Origin of the sequence: Actinobacillus vicugnae (assembly GCF_901687125.1) — a bacterium.
Lineage (GTDB): Bacteria > Pseudomonadota > Gammaproteobacteria > Enterobacterales > Pasteurellaceae > Actinobacillus > Actinobacillus vicugnae.
The window spans coordinates 1-17,782 of sequence record NZ_CABFJY010000016.1; the positions used below are offsets into that span (position 1 = coordinate 1).

Sequence of the window (17,782 nt, forward strand, 5' to 3'; positions counted from 1 at the left end):
AAAAATTACTGGTGAACAACACGAATTAGTTACCGAATTTGTGTGGGACGGTAGCCATCTTGTGCAAGAAATCGATCACAAAACCGACCGCACTTATAACTATATTTATAGCCACCTGAACAGTTATAAGCCTTTAGCGCAAGTTTATAATGAGGGTGATAAGCAAGTTGTAAATTACTTCCACTGCGATCAAATTGGTATTCCAAGAGAAATGACGGATAGTCAGGGTAATATAATTTGGAAAGGCAATTATTACGCCTGGGGGCAACTCAAGCCTAGCCGTGAAAATCACACCGCTCACCAACCGTTTAGATTACAAAATCAATATTTTGATAAAGAAACTGGCTTGCACTATAACTTCTTCCGTTTTTATGACCCAATTTTAGGGCGGTTTGTTAACCAAGACCCGATTGGGTTAGATGGCGGAGAGAATTTGTATTTATTCGCGCGAAATACTCAACATTGGGTAGATCCATTAGGACTTGCAACATATATGTGCACAAGAAGGCTAGGTCAACCATCTGGTACAAGTGCGCCACCAATATTTAACCATACCTATTTATGTACAGGAAATAATTCAGCTAATATGTATTGCAGTAGTACAACTCAAAAAATTTTTGGTAAGCCTGAAGATAGCTGGAAACCTACCGATAGTCGCCCAACAACAATGAAAGAGGACTCATTTTCAATTAATCATTGTGATAAAGTATCAAAAGATCAATGTGTAGAAGAGTGTGTTACAAATAAGTTAAAAAATCCTAAAACAAGGACCCTATCCCAAATTTTGTGTAAACACCTATTTCCACTTAAAGGTGATCGCTTATGCGGTCACCAAATTCAATAATAAACCGATTAATTGCCAATCGCCAGTTTTGAATCGGCATTGTCCATTTCTTTGATGCATCTTTGATTGCTAACCATACCACCTTAAAAACAGCCTCATCTGTCGGGAATACATTACGTTTTTTAATCACTCGGCGAATTACGCTATTTAATGATTCAATCGCATTCGTGGTATAAATGGCTTTGCGTATATCTTCAGGGTAGGTATACAACGTAGCGATATTGCTCCACTTTTCTTGCCAACTTTTTGATATTAACGGATATTTATCTCGCCATTTCGCCGTAAAAGCAGCAAGCGCTTCTAATGCCACTGCCTCTGTAGATGCTTGGTAAACCAATTTTAAATCTGCGGTCACGGCTTTATAGTCTTTCCATGAGACGAAACGTAAGCTATTACGTACCATATGGACAATACAGAGCTGAATTTTAGTTTCGGGGTAAACTGCATTTATTGCTTCAGGAAAGCCTTTTAAACCGTCTATACAGGCAATCAGAATATCTTGTAACCCTCGATTTTTTAGCTCACTTAATATATTTGCCCAAAACTTAGCACCTTCATTTTCCGCAATCCATAAGCCTAATAGCTCTTTATGCCCATCTAGATTCACGCCTAAAGCCACAAAAACCGATTTATTGATAATACGTCCCTCTTGACGAACCTTCACCACAATACAATCTAAATAAACGATAGGATAAACGGCATTTAACGGGCGATTTTGCCATGCCAACACACGCTCTTTTACCGAATCGGTCACACGGGAAATCAAGCTCGGGGAAACATCCGCGTCATAGAGCTCCTTAAACATCTCGACAATTTCTTGATTACTTAACCCTTTGGCATATAAGGAAATTATCTGTTCATCCATCCCTGTGATACGGGTTTGGTTTTTCTTGATTAATTGCGGTTCAAAGGTACTTTCTCTATCACGTGGAATGGCGATTTCAATTTCACCTTCGTCACAAAGTAACGTTTTTGAGCTATAACCATTACGCATGTTTTTGGTCTTTCGCAGCTGATGTTTTTCATAACCGAGATGGTCGGTAAGCTCGGCATTCAACGTGGCTTCTACGGTGATTTTTTTCAACATCCGAGACAGTTGATTGAGGTCTTCCGGTGTTTTGAGGTTTTTGGCAAGCTCTGCTGCCAAGGCTTTGAGTTGTTTTTCGTTCATAATAAAAATACCTGTGTCTGATGTCATTATCTCAGAAACAGGTATTTACACAAATTATTGTATAGGCTCCAGCAATTTATTTACGACAACACAATCCAAGCACCAAAAGCCATTATTGACGGCAATGGGCGGGTATTCCAATTACATTTTACCCATATTGACACAATCAACGATTGGCGATTAAGTGCGGTGTCATGGTTAAAACAGCCTTTGGAAGAGATTGACCTTAACGATCTTTCTGTCAGCGAGCCTCATCTTAAACGATAAAACAAAACCCCAAAGTGTTTACTTTGGGGTTTGCTTTTTAGGATCGTTGGTTTTAAGTGGTTTTCAGCAGAAGGATTATTCTTCGCCTAATTCACCCATTGCAGTAATGCTGAAACCTGCATCAACGTGTAATACTTCGCCTGTCACACCAGAAGCTAAGTCTGAACATAAGAACGCAGCTGAGTTACCTACATCATCAATAGTAACAGTACGACGTAATGCTGCAGTTTGTTCGAATGCGGCTAACATTTTCTTGAAGTTTTTGATACCTGATGCTGCAAGTGTGCGGATAGGTCCTGCTGAAATTGCGTTAACGCGAATGCCATCTTTACCTAAATCTGCTGCCATTACACGTGTTGCTGCTTCTAATGATGCTTTTGCTAAACACATTACATTATAGTTAGGGATTGCACGCTCTGCACCTAAATAGCTTAAAGTTAAAAGTGCTGCGTTTTCATTTAAGAATGGACGAGCAGCTTGTGCCATTGCCACAAAACTATATGCACTGATATCATGTGCAATGCGGTAGCCTTCACGCGTTGCTGCGTTTACATAGTCACCGTCTAATTGGTCACCTGGCGCAAATGCGATTGCGTGTACGAAACCATCAAATTTTTCCCATTTTTTGCTTAATTCAGCAAAGCAGTTTTGGATTGATTCGTCTGTTGCTACATCTAATGGTAATACGATATTTGAACCGAATTCTTTCGCAAACTCTTCAACACGTGGTTGTAATTTATCGTTTAAGTAAGTGAATGCGAGTTCTGCACCTTGCGCTTTCATCGCTTTCGCAATACCGTATGCGATAGAACGGTTGCTTGCAAGACCCGTGACTAAAATGCGTTTACCTGTTAAAAAGCTCATGCTTGATTCCTTTTGAAGATTATTGAAGCGTATATTACGCTTACTTCATATAAAACAAAGGGCGTATGCGATACGCCCCTACGAAATTTTGCAAATTATACCGAAAAAACGACCGCTTACGCAAATTTCCTCATTTCTCAGCTTGCATAAGCTGTCTGATCCGAGCAGTTTTTTACAGCTTTCTCGTGAAATTCGACCGTTTACTTATTTCACAGCGATCATTGAGCCAAAGTTAAAACATTGAAACCAAAGTTCAACCTGTGCAAAGCCTGCTTGTGTGAGGCGATTTTTGTGTGTTTCAATACTATCAGTGAGCATCACATTTTCGAGTGCAGTACGTTTTTGGCTTACTTCGAGTTCACTATAACCATTGGCACGCTTGAAAGTGTGGTGTAAATCAATCAATAGTTCATTCATCGTTTCATTTTCAAAGGTGAATTTTTCGGATAACACCAAAATACCGTTTGGATTTAGCCCTTGATAAATTTTGGTTAGTAGCGCAAGACGATCGGTGCGTGGCAAAAATTGTAAAGTAAAATTAAGCACGACCATCGAAGCATTTTTAATTTCGATATTGCGAATGTCATCGCATAAAATTTCAACAGGCACTTCAGAATGGTAAGCATTGATATGTGAACGACAGCGCTCAACCATCGGTTGCGAATTATCTACCCCAATAATTTTCACGTTATTGGTTTGTAAATTGCGACGAATAGATAAGATTCCTGCTCCACGAGAACACCCTAAATCATACACGTGCGATCCTTCGCTAACGAAACGCTGTGCTAACATCCCAATTGCAGTGATAATATTAGAATAGCCAGGTACAGAACGTTGGATCATATCTGGGAAGACTTCGGCGACTGATTCATCGAAAGTAAAATCACCAAGCTTTTCAATTGGTGCGGAAAAAATTGTATCTTTGCTCATTTTTCTGTTATTCCTTTTCTAAAAATTTTTGAATAGCTCTCGCGACAGTTTCAGGCTTTTCAGCATGCACCCAATGTTGTGCATTGGCAATCACAAACGATTTTGCTTGGGGAAATTGCGCTAAAATGGTTTCAGTATCTTTTGCCTGAATATAATCAGAAGCACCACCTTTAATAAAAAGGGTCGGTTTAGCAAAAAACACCTGTTCCCAGCCCATTAAATTGGCATAGTTATTTTTAATTGCCGTTAAATTAAAACGGAAATAGTCAGGCTTTTGTGGATCGAACGCTTTTAACATAAATTGTTGTTCGCCTTCGTCTTTTACATATTGCGCTAAAATGTCTTTTGCTTGCTGGCGATTAGCAGGCTGGGCATTTTTAATCGCAAATAATCCAGCAAAATTATTATCATGACGATGAGTTGGATTAGCGGTAGGAGCGATATCAATTACTACTAATTTTTCCACCAAAGTGGGCGCAATATGCGCCAGTGTCATTGCGGTTTTGCCGCCCATAGAATGACCGATCACAATATTGTCGACTAAGTTTAAATGATGCAATAACGTTTGAAGATCTTGTGCCATCAAGTAGTAATCCATTTCATCAGCATGAAAAGATTGACCGTGGTTGCGCAGATCCACTCGTAAAATATTAAATTGTTCACTAAATTGGCGAGCAATAATGCCGAGGTTATTCATATCGCCGAATAAGCCGTGTAAAAATACCATGGTTGGGGCATGGGGTTTTGCAGTTGCAAGTTGGAATTGATAATTAAGAATGTGATTTTCTGTCATAAGTTGTTATTTTTTATTCAGTTATTTGGTTAAGATCCTGTAAAAAGATCTGTAATCTGTATTATAATGCTGGGAATTTTTTTCTAATCAAGTAAATCAAAACAAAATATCCAGAGGTTAAGATGAAAACGATCGAAGTCGATGATGAATTATATCATTACATTGCTAGCAGAACCCAAGCAATTGGTGAAAGTGCGTCAGATATTTTACGTCGTCTGTTGCGTTTACCTTCATCCCCCCAACCTTTTGTACTGGTTCAGCAAAATACGATTAATGAATTAAAAGAATTAGCTAAACCAAAAGCGAAAGCTAAAAAAGAAGATCTCATTGAAAAAACAGTGCAAAAAGTTGAGAAAGTTTTGAAATCAGATTCATTTGTGAACGAGAGCAAAAACGTTGCGCGCTTTTTGATGCTTTTATCGGCATTACACCACGCAAATGCCGCTGCATTTGCGCAAGCAACTGCCGTGGTTACCGGCACAGAACGTACTTATTTTGCGACAAGCGAACAAGCGCTATTAAGCCATGGTAGCAGTGTAAAAGCAAAACAGATCCCTGATTCGCCATTTTGGGTAGTAACGAACAACAACACCGCTCGTAAAGGCTTGATTTTAACAGGTGTAATGGAATCAATGGAGCTTCCAAAACACTTAATCGAACGCATTCGTCAGCTATTCTCTTAATCATTTTGTATGGTAAATTTTTCCCTTTTTCCGACCGCTTATTGGGCTGTGAATGCTACACAACAGCAAGCTATTGTGTGGAAAAAGGGAAATGGTCAAGATTTTCCCTTTCTTAATTCTTCGCTCAATTGGCGCGAGTTTCATCAGCTTGTTGCACAAACCGCAACTATTTTAGTGGCTCAAGGTGCTAAACCTGAACAAATAATTGCCTATTCAGGCTCGCATCGGTTAATTGGTTTGCTTTGTTATTGCGCAACGATTGCACTTGGTGCCAAAATTTTGATGCTCAATCCAGCTTTAAGTGAAAGCCAGCGTGAAACCATCCTTACTGAATATCGCATTAGCCTATTGATGACCGATCAACATTTCACAAATTTTCAGCAAAATCAGACCGCTTATCCGTTTTCTCAGTGGCAACCGACTAAGCCTGCCACGCTCACATTAACCTCGGGATCTTCAGGTATGTCGAAAGCAGTGGTGCATTCAGCGCAAAATCATTTGGACAATGCAGAAGGGGTGTGTGAGCTAACCGCATTTCGCCATACAGACTCTTGGTTGTTGAGTTTGCCACTGTTCCATGTTTCAGGACAAGGCATTGTGTGGCGCTGGTTATTAAAAGGGGCAACGCTAGTCATTAATGAACAGAAAGATCAGTTTTTCGCCTGTTTAGATCAAGTTTCACACGCTTCATTGGTGCCAACGCAACTTCAACGTTATTTACAAAACAAAACGAGCCAAGCGCCGATAAAACAGCGATTTTTGTTAGGTGGGGCTGCGATCCCGCAAGCGCTAGTGGCGCAAGCACAACAACAAGCTATTACTTGTTATTCGGGTTATGGTATGACCGAAATGGCATCGACTATTTGTGCAGTAGAAAATGAACTGGATAATGTTGGCTATCCGCTAACAGGGCGGTTTATTAAATTGGTGGATGATGAAATTTGGGTAAAGGGGAGTGGGTTAGCGTTAGGCTATTTGCAAAAAAATGGTGAAATTCGACCGCTTGTTAATACCGAAGGTTGGTTTCAGACCAAAGATCGAGGCGAATGGCATACCTCGGGTAAATTAGTGGTGAAAGGGCGGCTGGATAATATGTTTATTTCAGGTGGGGAAAATATTCAACCAGAAGATGTTGAAAAAGTCATCTATCAATCAGGGCGGGTGAATCAAGTGTTTGTTTTACCTGTCGAAGATGCGGAATTTGGACAGCGACCTGTCGCCATCCTGCAATTTAGCCAAGGCGAATTTGCAAAAAATTGTGAGGATTTGACCGCTTGGCTTGCGGATAAGCTCGAAAAATTTAAACAACCTATCGCTTATTATCCATTAGCGGCTGTTCAAACTCAGCCTCAGGGCAATATAAAAATTTCACGTGCGCAGTTAAAAATAGCACTTATTCAATTATTAGGAAAATCGAATGATCAAACGTCTGTTTAATACTTTTTTATTTAGCATGCTATTTGCTTTAGCTAGCCAAGTGGGGTGGGCAGCAGACTTGCCAACTGAAAAAGATCTTCAGGCGCAAATTAATGAAGCAAAAAAGCTGGAGCAAAACGATAGCAACAAAACGCTTATTCATGATCTTGAAGAAACGCAATCATTGCTTGCTCAAATCAGTAAGCAAAAGGCCGATAACGAAGCTTTAGAAAAAAGCATTAAGACTTCTCAACAAGTGTTGAAAGCCAGCCAAGCAGCGATTACTAAACAAAAAAGTGTACAAGTACCAAGTGTAGATACACTTTCACAACGTTCTCTGGTGGAATTACAAAAAGCGCAGGCAAATGCTCAAGTACAAAATGACACGATCCAACAGGCGCTTACAGATATTAATGCTAAGCTAGTGGTGCAAAATGCTGTGCCCGATAAAGCTCAAACTACACTGATGAACAATGCGAGTCGCAAACAAGAAATTAATACCTTGTTGGCCGATGCTAATACGTCAAATGTGAGAAAAACAAAGTTAGAAGCAGAATTAGTTTTGTTGGAGCTGCAAAATGGTTACAACCAGTTGCTGCTAGGCGGTAGCGATGATTTGACTGCGTTATATAACAGCCAGTTAGAAGAGCAACGTGTTGCACAACAAAATGTACAGACAGAATTAGCTAATTTGCAAGAGGCGATCAATGCTAAATTAGTGGAAGATTCGAAAAATAAAGTTGAGCAGGCGACCCAATCTCAGCAAAAAAATATCAATTCAGAGACCAATCCACGGATTGTAAAAGAGCTTAATCTAAATACCAAAATCAGTGAGACATTATTAGCACAGACCACTGAAATGGCGCAGTTATCGCAAGATAATCTGCGTATTAAAGGCGTGCTTGATAATCTACAACAAACCCAGCGTAATATTGAAGAGCAGATTAGTTCGTTGCAAGGTACGCTGGTACTTTCTCGCATTATTAATAAGCAACGCCAATCCTTACCACAAGATCAAATGGTAAAAGGTTTATCAAAACAGATCGCAGATTTGCGCGTAAGGGTGTTTGATATGACTGAATTTAAAGACGCCATTTCAGATCCTAATGCTTATATTGCTCAATTAGAAAAAGAAGAAAAGGTTACTTTTTCAGAAAAAGAAAAAGCGCAGTTAAAAACCATTTTAACCGAGCGTTCAACAATCTTGGCGGAAGTGATTAAATCTTTAAATAATCAACTTAATTTATCAATTAATATTGAATTAAATCAACAACAAGTTCAAACGATTAGTGACACGCTACAAAAGAAATTAGAGCAACAAAGTTTCTGGGTGAAAAGTAATAGCCCAATGGATTTAGATTGGTTTAAGAATTTTTTACCTATGGCAGGATTTCAGCTAAATGATTTAGCGAAGAAGTTTGATTTTTCTAATTGGCAAGACAATGTGGTGCCTGCTAGTTTATTAGAGCTGTTGTTAGCGCTGGGGATCTTTTTGATTATTCGCCGTAAAGAGCAGATCAAACAGCGTTTAACCAAAATTAATAACAGCATGAAAACGGTGGAAACAGATAGTCAGTGGAATACGCCAAAGGCGATTTTCTGGACACTGATTTTGTGCTTGCCAAGTACATTTGCATTTTTAATAGCGTTTATTTTAGTTACCTACATTTGCTTCTTTGATCCAACCGAAGTTTGGCCGTGGGGACTCAAAATGGCGGGCTATTGGTTTTATTTTGCCTTTATGGCGGCAATGCTTCGCCCGAATGGAATTGGCTTCCGTCATTTTAATATGCCTCAAAAAAGTAATGCGGTCTTTCTTGATATTTTGAAACGATCGGTTTGGGTGATCGGCTTGATGCTAAATACCGCCGTACTGAGTAATGTAACAAATATGGGCATTGCTTATGATGTGCTTGGTGAAGCTTTTAGTATTATTGTATTAATTAGCATTGTATTTATTGTTGCGCCAGGTTTCCGACAAGCGATCTCGACTTATCAAAATGTGGCAGAAAAAGACGAAGAAAGCCCGCGTAATGTATTATTAAATATTGTTCGTGCAATTTTACTTCTGGCTCCAATTGCATTAATTGTCTTGATCGTTTTAGGCTATTACTACACTTCGTTAGTGATTATTGAGCATTTAGTTTCGACCTATTTTGCTGTGATCACATGGATTATTTTACGAAATGTGTTTTACCGCACCTTTAATATTGCTTCACGTCGCTTGGCTTATCGCCGTTTACAAGAAAAACGAGAGCAATTACAGGCAAAAGCAAGCAGTAATGAAGCACAGGTTATCCAATCGGAAAGTGATATTCTAGAATTGCACGACGATACCATGGCAGTAAGTGAAATTAAGAATCAAATGCTAAAAGTGACAGATATGCTACTTTGGGCGACGTTATTTGGCTTATTGTATTGGGTATGGTCTGATTTAATTACTGTTGCGTATTATTTAAATGGTGTAACACTTTGGCAACAAGCAACAGAAACTGCAAATGGTGTGGTAATGGAATCGATTACGCTTCTGAACTTGCTTGTCGCCTTTGTAATTTTATTTATTACCTATGTGTTGATCCGAAACTTAAGCGGTTTATTGGAAGCACTGGTGTTCTCTAATTTGAAGCTTTCGCAAGGAACGCCTTATACGATCACAACTTTGCTTACTTATTTACTGATTATGCTGGGCGCGGTGTTTGCTTTCGCAACATTGGGGATGTCTTGGTCTAAATTGCAATGGCTATTTACCGCATTATCTGTGGGTTTAGGTTTCGGTATGCAAGAAATTTTTGCAAACTTTGTGTCGGGGATCATTATCTTATTTGAACGCCCTGTACGTATTGGCGATATGATTACCATTGGCGATTTTAATGGCACCGTGTCAAAAATTCGTATCCGTGCGACTACTTTAATTGATGTGGATAAAAAAGAAGTCATTGTGCCGAATAAGGCATTTATTACGGAACGTATCGTAAACTGGGCATTAACCTCTTCAATGACCCGTTTGGTGATCAGTGTTGGCGTGGCATACGGTTCAGATTTAGATTTAGTTAAACGTTTGTTATTACAAGCAGCCGAAGAGCATCCAAGCGTATTAAAAGAGCCTGCGCCAGCAGTTTACTTTCTCACTTTTGGTGCGAGTACATTAGATCACGAATTACGAGTACACGTAGGGCAAATTAGTGAGCGAACCACGACAATAGATGAATTAAATCGACGTATCAATCAGCTTTTTGCTGAACATAATATTGAGATTGCCTTTAACCAATTGGATATTTTTATTAAAAACCAAGAAACCAATGAAGAAGTTAAATGGGCAACAGAGAAATTTAACGACAAGAATTAAGGATAAGCTTACTTATGATGTTTAAGAAAGCCTGGCAATTCATACTCTTTTCTAGTTTGTTTACTCCGTTTGCGTTGGCTGAAACAGCCCAACAGCAAGCCGTAGAAGCGAGTGTGCGTAACCAAATTAGTGCGTTACAAACAGGAACACTTGAGGCGGAGCCGAAAGCGGACGATTCACAAACTCTCAACACTGCTTTGCAGTTTATTGAGCAAACGAAAAAGCAAAAAAATGATATTGAAGCTTTAGAAAAACAATTACAAACGCTACCAAAAGAACTGTTAGAAATTGAGGCTCGTATCAAGGCGTACGAAGAAGAAACCTACTCACTCAAAAACAGTGCGTTTAATGGGCTTTCGTTAGATGAATTAAGTAAAAAACAGGCGGATACGCAAACTAAATTGCAATCGGTACAAGTGACCTTAAGTGAGTTGGATAGCCGTATATCCAATATACGTAATCATTTACTAAATAGTCAAAAAACGACTGAGGGCAATGTTGCACGTATTCAAGAAATTACCCGCTTAAAAAATAATAATCAGGCGAATAAAGCAAGTATTGATCGATGGAATGCCGAACTAGATTACATTGAAGCAAATAATAAATTTAACGCATTACTGACTACCAATGCGGAGAAGTTGATCGATCTTGATGAAGAAAAACGAAGTGAAGCTACCGCCCATCAACAATTATTGCAAAAGCAACTCACTGTCTTGCAAGAAGTATTGAATGCGAAGCGCTTGCAAGAATCAGAAAAAAAAGCACAACAAGTTGAAAATCAACAAGTGACGAGTGGTATTCAGAATTTCTTAATTCAAGATGAATTAGAATATAACCGAGAGCTAAGCCAATTTTTAGTAAAACAAACACAGACGCTAAATACGTTGTCGCAGGACGATCTGCGCACAAAAAATGTGTTGGAAGGTTTAACCCAAGCACAACGTAACATTGAAGAGCAAATTAGTGCTTTGCAAGGTACACTAGTGCTGTCTAAGGTGATTAACCAACAAATGCAGGCACTGCCGACGGCAAAATTAAACAATGATTTAGCAACGTCGATTGCTAATGTTCGTGTGCATATTTTCGAATATTCACAAATACGTGATCAGTTATATGATCTTGAAGATTATATTCAAAGACTTACTCTAGAATTGGAAGAACCGCTGACTTATGAAGAAAATTTGGCACTTAGCAAACTGTTAAAAGAGCGCCAAAAATTACTGGATGACATTATTAAATCGTTGAATAGTCAGTTGAATGTTTCGATTAATATTGAAAATAATCAAAATCAAATTGACTCAATTAGCGGTGCGTTACAGCGTAAATTGCAACAACAAAGTTTCTGGGTAAACAGTAATAATCCAATGGGGCTAGATTGGATTAAAGCATTTCCTAAATTGGCAATTTCGGAAATTACAGAGTTGGCGCATTATGTGAGTTTTAGCAATGTGAGTAAGAATATCTTACCAACAGCGCTATTTACGGCCTTCTTTTTATTGATTTCCTTTTTGCTAAATTGGAAAAAACAAGCAATAAAAGACCGCTTGTCTAAGATTGCTAGCCAAGTGAATACGTTAAAAAACGACAGCCATTGGCATACGCCAGAGGCAATGTTTTGGACGCTATTATTAGCCTTACCAAGTACGTTAATGTTTTTTACCGCTTATAACTTGATTGCGTTTTTATTCTTTGACGATCCGATTTCTGCATGGCGTTGGGGAGTACGATTAACCTTATATTGGTGGTTTTTTGCGACAGTGTTATCACTGTTACGCCCAAATGGATTGGCTTATCGTCACTTCGGTATGCCACAAGAAAGTAACCGTATTTTCCAGCGAATTATTAAGCAATCAATTTGGATTATCGGCTTATTACTTATTTCATCTATTCCATCTCAAATTGAGATGATCGGTTACCCAAATGATGTAATTGGTCAGGTGATGTCGATTGTGGCATTGGCGTTATGCCTTTTTGTGGTACGCCCATTATTAGACCGAGGGATCACCGAATACCAAAATGCTAAAACAGAAGATGGAACGATTCGCAATGTAAGTTTATTTAAGCTATTGCGTTTAGTGTTGATCGTTGTGCCGATCTCATTGATTGTGTTGATCGTTTTGGGCTATTACTATACTGCAATTTATTTGATCACCCATTTATTGAATAGCTATTTTGTGATTCTAATTTGGGTTTTTGGGCGCTATTTTGCTTATCGTGCAGTAACGATTTCTGCTCGTCGTTTAGCTTATCGTCGTTTACAAGAAAAACGTCAGAAAATCCGAGAGCAGCAAGCAACGGATCAAGCGCATAAAGACGATATAAAAGAAGAAGAGAGCATTAAACTTTCGGTCGTAAACCAACAAATCTTCCGTGTGACAGATTTAATTGGGTGGGTAATGTTATTTGCACTACTTTATATCGTTTGGTCAGATTTGATTAGTATTGCTTATTATTTGGATGGTGTGATTTTATTTGAAAGCAATGATGGTGTAAAAGTTGAATCAATCACCTTGCTAAATTTAATGCGAGCGTTGTTGTATGTGGTGGTGACTTACGTCCTAATTAAAAATATTGCGGGTATTTTAGAAGTAATTCTATTCTCGCGTATCAAATTGTCGAAAGGTACGCCACAAACGATCACCACAATATTTATTTATATGACTGTGATCGTCGGTGGCGTGTCGGCGTTCTCTGCGCTTGGTATTTCATGGACTAAAATCCAGTGGATCTTTACCGCATTGTCAGTAGGTTTGGGGTTCGGGGTGCGAGAAATTTTTGGCAGTATCGTTTCAGGCTCAATCTTATTATTTGAGCGCCCGATTCGAGTAGGTGATAAGGTAACCGTTGGACAATACACAGGGATAATTACCGAAATTAAATTGCGGTCTACCACGTTAATCAACTCCGATAATATGGAAGTGGTATTACCAAATCAGGCATTTGTCACCGATCGTTTTATTAACTGGACGTTAAATAATACGATTACACGTTTACAATTCTTCCTAAATGTACACTTAGACGACAACCTGCAAAAAGCAAGAGAATTAATCTTGCAAGCGATTGCGGAAGCGCCTAAAGTAGTGGCAGAACCAAAACCTGCAATCAATATTTTACGTTTTAACGAAAATGCGTTAGAACATGAAATTGAAGTGTTTGTAGGAGAATTAGGCGATCGTTCGGAGACTTTGACGTTCTTACATTATCGAATTACGGAATTACTAAAACAAAATCAAATTCGATTCGCTTTCAAACAGCTAGATGTCAATATGCATGGTGTAAATAAAACACAGCAACAAGCGGTCAAATTTAGTGAAAATTTTGCATAATAAGAAGGAAACATTATGGCAGGCAACAGCATTGGACAATTATTTAAAGTAACCACATTTGGTGAGTCTCACGGTATTGCATTAGGTTGTATCGTGGACGGCGTACCACCGAATATGGAATTAAGTGAGGCAGATATTCAGCCTGACTTAGATCGCCGTAAACCTGGGACTTCTCGTTATACCACCCCTCGTCGAGAAGATGATGAAGTACAAATTTTATCAGGAGTGTTTGAAGGGAAAACAACAGGCACGAGTATTGGTTTAATGATCAAAAATGGTGATCAGCGTTCGAAAGATTACGGTGATATTATGGATAAGTTCCGTCCAGGCCACGCAGATTATACCTATCAACAAAAATATGGCATTCGTGATTATCGTGGTGGTGGTCGTTCGTCTGCCCGTGAAACGGCAATGCGAGTTGCGGCAGGGGCGATTGCTAAAAAATATTTGCGAGAACAGTTTGGTATTCAAGTGCGTGGCTATTTATCACAAATCGGCAACGTAAAAATCAACCCTGAAACCGTTGCTGATATTAGTAAAATTGATTGGCAACAAGTGGCAAGTAATCCGTTCTTTTGCCCTGATCCTGTGGCGGTAGAAGGGTTTGATGAGCTCATTCGAGAGTTAAAAAAAGAGGGAGATTCAATCGGTGCAAAATTAACGGTTGTGGCTGAAAATGTACCTGTTGGTTTGGGAGAACCTGTATTTGATCGTTTAGATGCAGATCTTGCCCATGCGTTGATGTCAATCAATGCCGTGAAAGCGGTCGAAATTGGCGATGGTTTTGCAGTCGTAGAACAAAAGGGCAGTGAACACCGAGATGAAATGACACCTGAAGGCTTTGTTTCAAATCACGCAGGGGGAATTTTAGGTGGAATCAGCTCTGGACAACCGATTATTGCGCATATTGCGTTAAAGCCAACTTCTAGCATTATGGTGTCAGGTCGTTCAGTGAACTTGAATAATGAAGCCGTGGAATTAGTTACCAAAGGGCGTCACGATCCATGTGTGGGTATTCGAGCGGTACCGATTGCAGAAGCAATGACAGCTATTATTTTATTAGACCATTTACTCAGATTTAAGGCGCAATGCCGCTAAGTTGAGTATAATTAAAACAAGCGGTTGAGTTTTTCGACATTGTGTAGCAAATACACAAAAGTAAGAATTTTCTTCAGTGATGTAGCAACTGTGTAACTGCTGCATAATACAGGATTTTTTTGCAAAAATAACCGCTTGTATTTTGTCCTTTGTTTAAAGACTCTTATTCTTATATAGAAAGCAATATATGAAAAAATTTAAAACCGTTTTGTTATCAAGCATTCTTGGTTTAGCCACCTCTGTTCAAGCTACATTGTGGGAGCAAATTCGAACTCCAGTAGCAGGACAACCACAATCGATCGGTGGCTATAGCAATGGCTGTATTATTGGAGCGCAACCATTAGCTCTAAAAGGTGAAGGCTATCAAGTGATCCGTTCAGCGCGTAATCGCTTTTACGGACATCCAGACCTATTATCATTTTTACAACGTTTAGCACAAAATACGAAAAATGCTGGTCTTCCACCTATTCTCATTGGCGATATGGGCATGCCAGCGGGCGGACGTTTTTCTTCTGGTCATGCGAGCCACCAAACAGGCTTAGATGCGGATATTTGGTTTAGATTCGGTCCAATGGATGAGCAAACCGCAAAAAATCCAGCAGGTTTAGCAACATTAATGGTAAATCGTGATGCGCAAGTTGTAGATGAGCGAGTTTGGACTGCACAACACGCAACCATGGTTAAATTAGCTGCTCAAGATACGCGTGTTGATAGAATCTTTGTGAATCCTGCAATTAAGGTCAAACTATGTAATACTGCAGGTCGTGATCGAGGCTGGTTACGTAAAGTGCGTCCTTGGTATGGACATGATTCGCATATGCATGTGCGTTTAAGTTGTCCACAAAATGCCCCTAACTGTGAAAACCAAGCACCAGTACCAGCAGGCGATGGTTGTGGTGCAGAACTCTATTCGTGGTTTGAACCAGCACCAGCAGGCAGCATGGCCTCAAAAGCCAAAGTATTGCCAACCCCACCAGTGCAATGCCAAATGATTCTTTCATCACAAGGGCTTAATTAAGTCTTTTATTCAAAATAAAGTAAGTGGGTAAGCTAAATTACCCACTTTTATTCTTTCTGATAGTTTATTCATATATGCGTTTATTTGTTGCAGAAAAGCCAAGTTTAGCAAGAGCAATCGCCGATGTATTACCTAAGCCACATACCCGTGGTGATGGCTATATACAATGTGGTGAAAATGATGTAGTGACTTGGTGTATCGGCCATTTATTAGAACAAGCAGAGCCTGATGCCTATGACGAGCGTTTTAAAATGTGGCGTATGGAACATTTGCCGATTATTCCGCAACAATGGAAACTAGTGCCTAAAAAAGAGACGCTAAGGCAATTACAAGCGGTCGAGAAATTAGTAAAAAAAGCAGATGCATTAGTTAATGCGGGCGACCCTGATCGTGAAGGACAATTATTGGTTGATGAAGTATTTAGCTATCTCAATGTATCAGGCGAAAAGCGTAATCAAATTCAGCGCTGTTTAGTCAGCGATCTCAACCCAAGTGCGGTAAAGAAAGCGATTGAAAAATTGCAAAATAATCGTGATTTTATACCGCTTGCTACCTCAGCACTGGCGCGTGCTAGAGCAGATTGGTTGTATGGTATTAATATGACTAGAGCTTATACACTACAAGGACGTTGGGCTGGTTATCAGGGCGTACTGTCTGTTGGACGAGTGCAAACGCCCGTGTTAGGTCTGATTGTACGTCGTGATTTGGAAATTGAACATTTTGTACCGAAAGACTATTTTGAAGTACTTGCGCATATTGTTGTGCCAGAAACGCAAGAGCGTTTTACCGCTCAGTGGCAACCGAGCAAAGCGTGTGAAGATTATCAAGACGAAGATGGTCGCGTGTTATCCAAAGGGTTGGCGGAAAATGTAGTTAAACGCATTACTGATCAGAATGCGCAAGTTACTGATTATCAAGATAAAATTGAAACCGAAACTGCACCATTGCCTTATTCATTATCCGTATTACAAATTGATGCTGCACGCCGTTATGGCTTGTCAGCTCAAGCTGTGCTTGATATTTGTCAGAAGCTCTATGAAACGCATAAATTGATCACTTACCCTCGTTCAGATAATCGTTATCTGCCGAATGAACACTATGCGGATCGCTTTAAAGTGATGGCGGCAATTGCGCATTATTTGGATGAATATAAGGAAAAACCAGCGGTAGTGGATCCTGATATTCGTAACCGTTGTTGGAACGACAAAAAAGTGGAAGCACACCATGCAATCATTCCAACCGCAAGGCAAGGTAATGTGCAATTAACTGAAAACGAAAAACGTATTTATCAACTCATTGCACGCCAATATTTAATGCAATTTTGCCCTGATGCGGAATATCGTAAAGGAAAAATTGTATTGGATATCGCAGGCGGTGTATTTCATGCGCAAGCTCGCAATTTAATTGTAGCTGGTTGGAAAGCGTTGCTTGGTAAAGAGGATAGTGATGAGATTTTAGAACCGCTGTTACCTGTTGTAAAAAAAGGGCAACAACTTCATTGTGAAAATGGAGAAATTGTCAGTAAGAAAACCCAGCCTCCTAGACATTTTACTGATGCAAGTTTGTTATCAGCTATGACAGGAATCGCGCGCTTTGTACAAGATAAACAGCTTAAAAAAGTCTTGCGAGAAACGGATGGGTTAGGTACGGAAGCAACTCGAGCAGGTATTATTGAGTTGCTGTTTAAACGTGGTTTTTTAACTAAAAAAGGCCGTAATATTCATAGTACCGAAGCGGGGAGAATTTTAATCAGCGCCTTGCCTGATGAAGCTACCCAACCTGATATGACTGCTCACTGGGAAATGCAATTGACCGACATTAGCAAAAAACAAGCAAGTTATCAGCAATTTATGGCTACGCTTACTAGTAAGTTACCCGAGTTACTCCACACGGAAAGACAAAAATTGCAAAATTTAAGTAAAATTCAACCGCCTACTTCTTATCGTAAGCGGTCGAATTTTAAGAAAAATTTACAAACTGCTGAAAAATAAGGCAAGTGCGCCTGTGAGACAAAAAAATCGCTTGC

At 39.4% G+C, this 17,782-nt stretch carries 13 protein-coding genes; 9 read left to right on the top strand and 4 right to left on the bottom strand.

Annotated features, from left to right (window positions below; genetic code table 11):
- Positions 1 to 844: RHS repeat domain-containing protein (locus F8M47_RS05095; RefSeq protein WP_208790030.1), on the top strand; the 844-nt coding region annotated here is incomplete at its 5' end.
- Here F8M47_RS05095 and F8M47_RS05100 read toward each other — a convergent pair.
- A complete protein-coding gene (locus F8M47_RS05100) occupies positions 807 to 2,015 on the bottom strand; it encodes an IS256 family transposase (protein ID WP_150539100.1) in 1,209 nt (402 codons plus the stop codon). The two genes, F8M47_RS05095 and F8M47_RS05100, sit on opposite strands and share 38 nt — an antisense overlap.
- A gap of 57 nt (positions 2,016 to 2,072) precedes the next feature.
- Between F8M47_RS05100 and F8M47_RS05105 the strand changes: the two genes are divergently transcribed.
- Positions 2,073 to 2,282: a hypothetical protein gene (locus tag F8M47_RS05105; protein ID WP_150539101.1), complete on the top strand. Its 210-nt coding sequence runs from the start codon at positions 2,073 to 2,075 to the stop codon at positions 2,280 to 2,282.
- Between the two features lie 75 nt (positions 2,283 to 2,357).
- On the opposite strand, the gene F8M47_RS05110 is transcribed toward F8M47_RS05105, so the two are convergent.
- The 3 genes from F8M47_RS05110 to F8M47_RS05120 form a co-directional block, all read right to left on the bottom strand.
- On the bottom strand, positions 2,358 to 3,146 hold the full coding sequence (locus tag F8M47_RS05110) for an enoyl-ACP reductase FabI (protein WP_150539102.1): 789 nt from the start codon (positions 3,144 to 3,146) through the stop codon (positions 2,358 to 2,360).
- 204 nt (positions 3,147 to 3,350) lie between these two features.
- On the bottom strand, positions 3,351 to 4,076 hold the full coding sequence (gene cmoA / locus F8M47_RS05115) for a carboxy-S-adenosyl-L-methionine synthase CmoA (protein WP_150539103.1): 726 nt from the start codon (positions 4,074 to 4,076) through the stop codon (positions 3,351 to 3,353).
- A gap of 7 nt (positions 4,077 to 4,083) precedes the next feature.
- Positions 4,084 to 4,869 (bottom strand): alpha/beta fold hydrolase, encoded by a 786-nt coding sequence (locus F8M47_RS05120; protein WP_150539104.1) that lies wholly within the window; start codon positions 4,867 to 4,869, stop codon positions 4,084 to 4,086.
- A gap of 122 nt (positions 4,870 to 4,991) precedes the next feature.
- On the opposite strand from F8M47_RS05120, the gene seqA reads away from it, so the two are divergent.
- The 7 genes from seqA (at position 4,992) to F8M47_RS05155 (ending at position 17,747) form a co-directional block, all read left to right on the top strand.
- Positions 4,992 to 5,552, top strand: coding sequence for a replication initiation negative regulator SeqA (gene seqA, locus F8M47_RS05125; RefSeq protein WP_150539105.1), 561 nt, complete (start codon positions 4,992 to 4,994; stop codon positions 5,550 to 5,552).
- 9 nt (positions 5,553 to 5,561) lie between these two features.
- Positions 5,562 to 6,989: an o-succinylbenzoate--CoA ligase gene (gene menE, locus F8M47_RS05130; RefSeq protein ID WP_150539106.1), complete on the top strand. Its 1,428-nt coding sequence runs from the start codon at positions 5,562 to 5,564 to the stop codon at positions 6,987 to 6,989.
- The gene (mscK, locus tag F8M47_RS05135) at positions 6,970 to 10,314 is read left to right on the top strand and encodes a mechanosensitive channel MscK (RefSeq protein WP_150539107.1); all 3,345 of its coding nucleotides are present in this window, start codon (positions 6,970 to 6,972) and stop codon (positions 10,312 to 10,314) included. Before menE ends, mscK (F8M47_RS05135) begins: the two co-directional genes overlap by 20 nt.
- A 14-nt stretch (positions 10,315 to 10,328) precedes the next feature.
- A complete protein-coding gene (gene mscK, locus F8M47_RS05140) occupies positions 10,329 to 13,640 on the top strand; it encodes a mechanosensitive channel MscK (protein WP_150539108.1) in 3,312 nt (1,103 codons plus the stop codon).
- 15 nt (positions 13,641 to 13,655) lie between these two features.
- Positions 13,656 to 14,738 carry a chorismate synthase gene (gene aroC, locus F8M47_RS05145; RefSeq protein ID WP_150539109.1) on the top strand — a complete coding sequence of 361 codons (1,083 nt, stop codon included), beginning with the start codon at positions 13,656 to 13,658 and terminating at the stop codon, positions 14,736 to 14,738.
- Between the two features lie 187 nt (positions 14,739 to 14,925).
- Positions 14,926 to 15,756: a penicillin-insensitive murein endopeptidase gene (gene mepA / locus F8M47_RS05150; RefSeq protein ID WP_150539110.1), complete on the top strand. Its 831-nt coding sequence runs from the start codon at positions 14,926 to 14,928 to the stop codon at positions 15,754 to 15,756.
- A gap of 74 nt (positions 15,757 to 15,830) precedes the next feature.
- A complete protein-coding gene (locus F8M47_RS05155; RefSeq protein ID WP_150539111.1) occupies positions 15,831 to 17,747 on the top strand; it encodes a DNA topoisomerase III in 1,917 nt (638 codons plus the stop codon).
- The last annotated feature ends 35 nt before the right edge of the window (positions 17,748 to 17,782 follow it).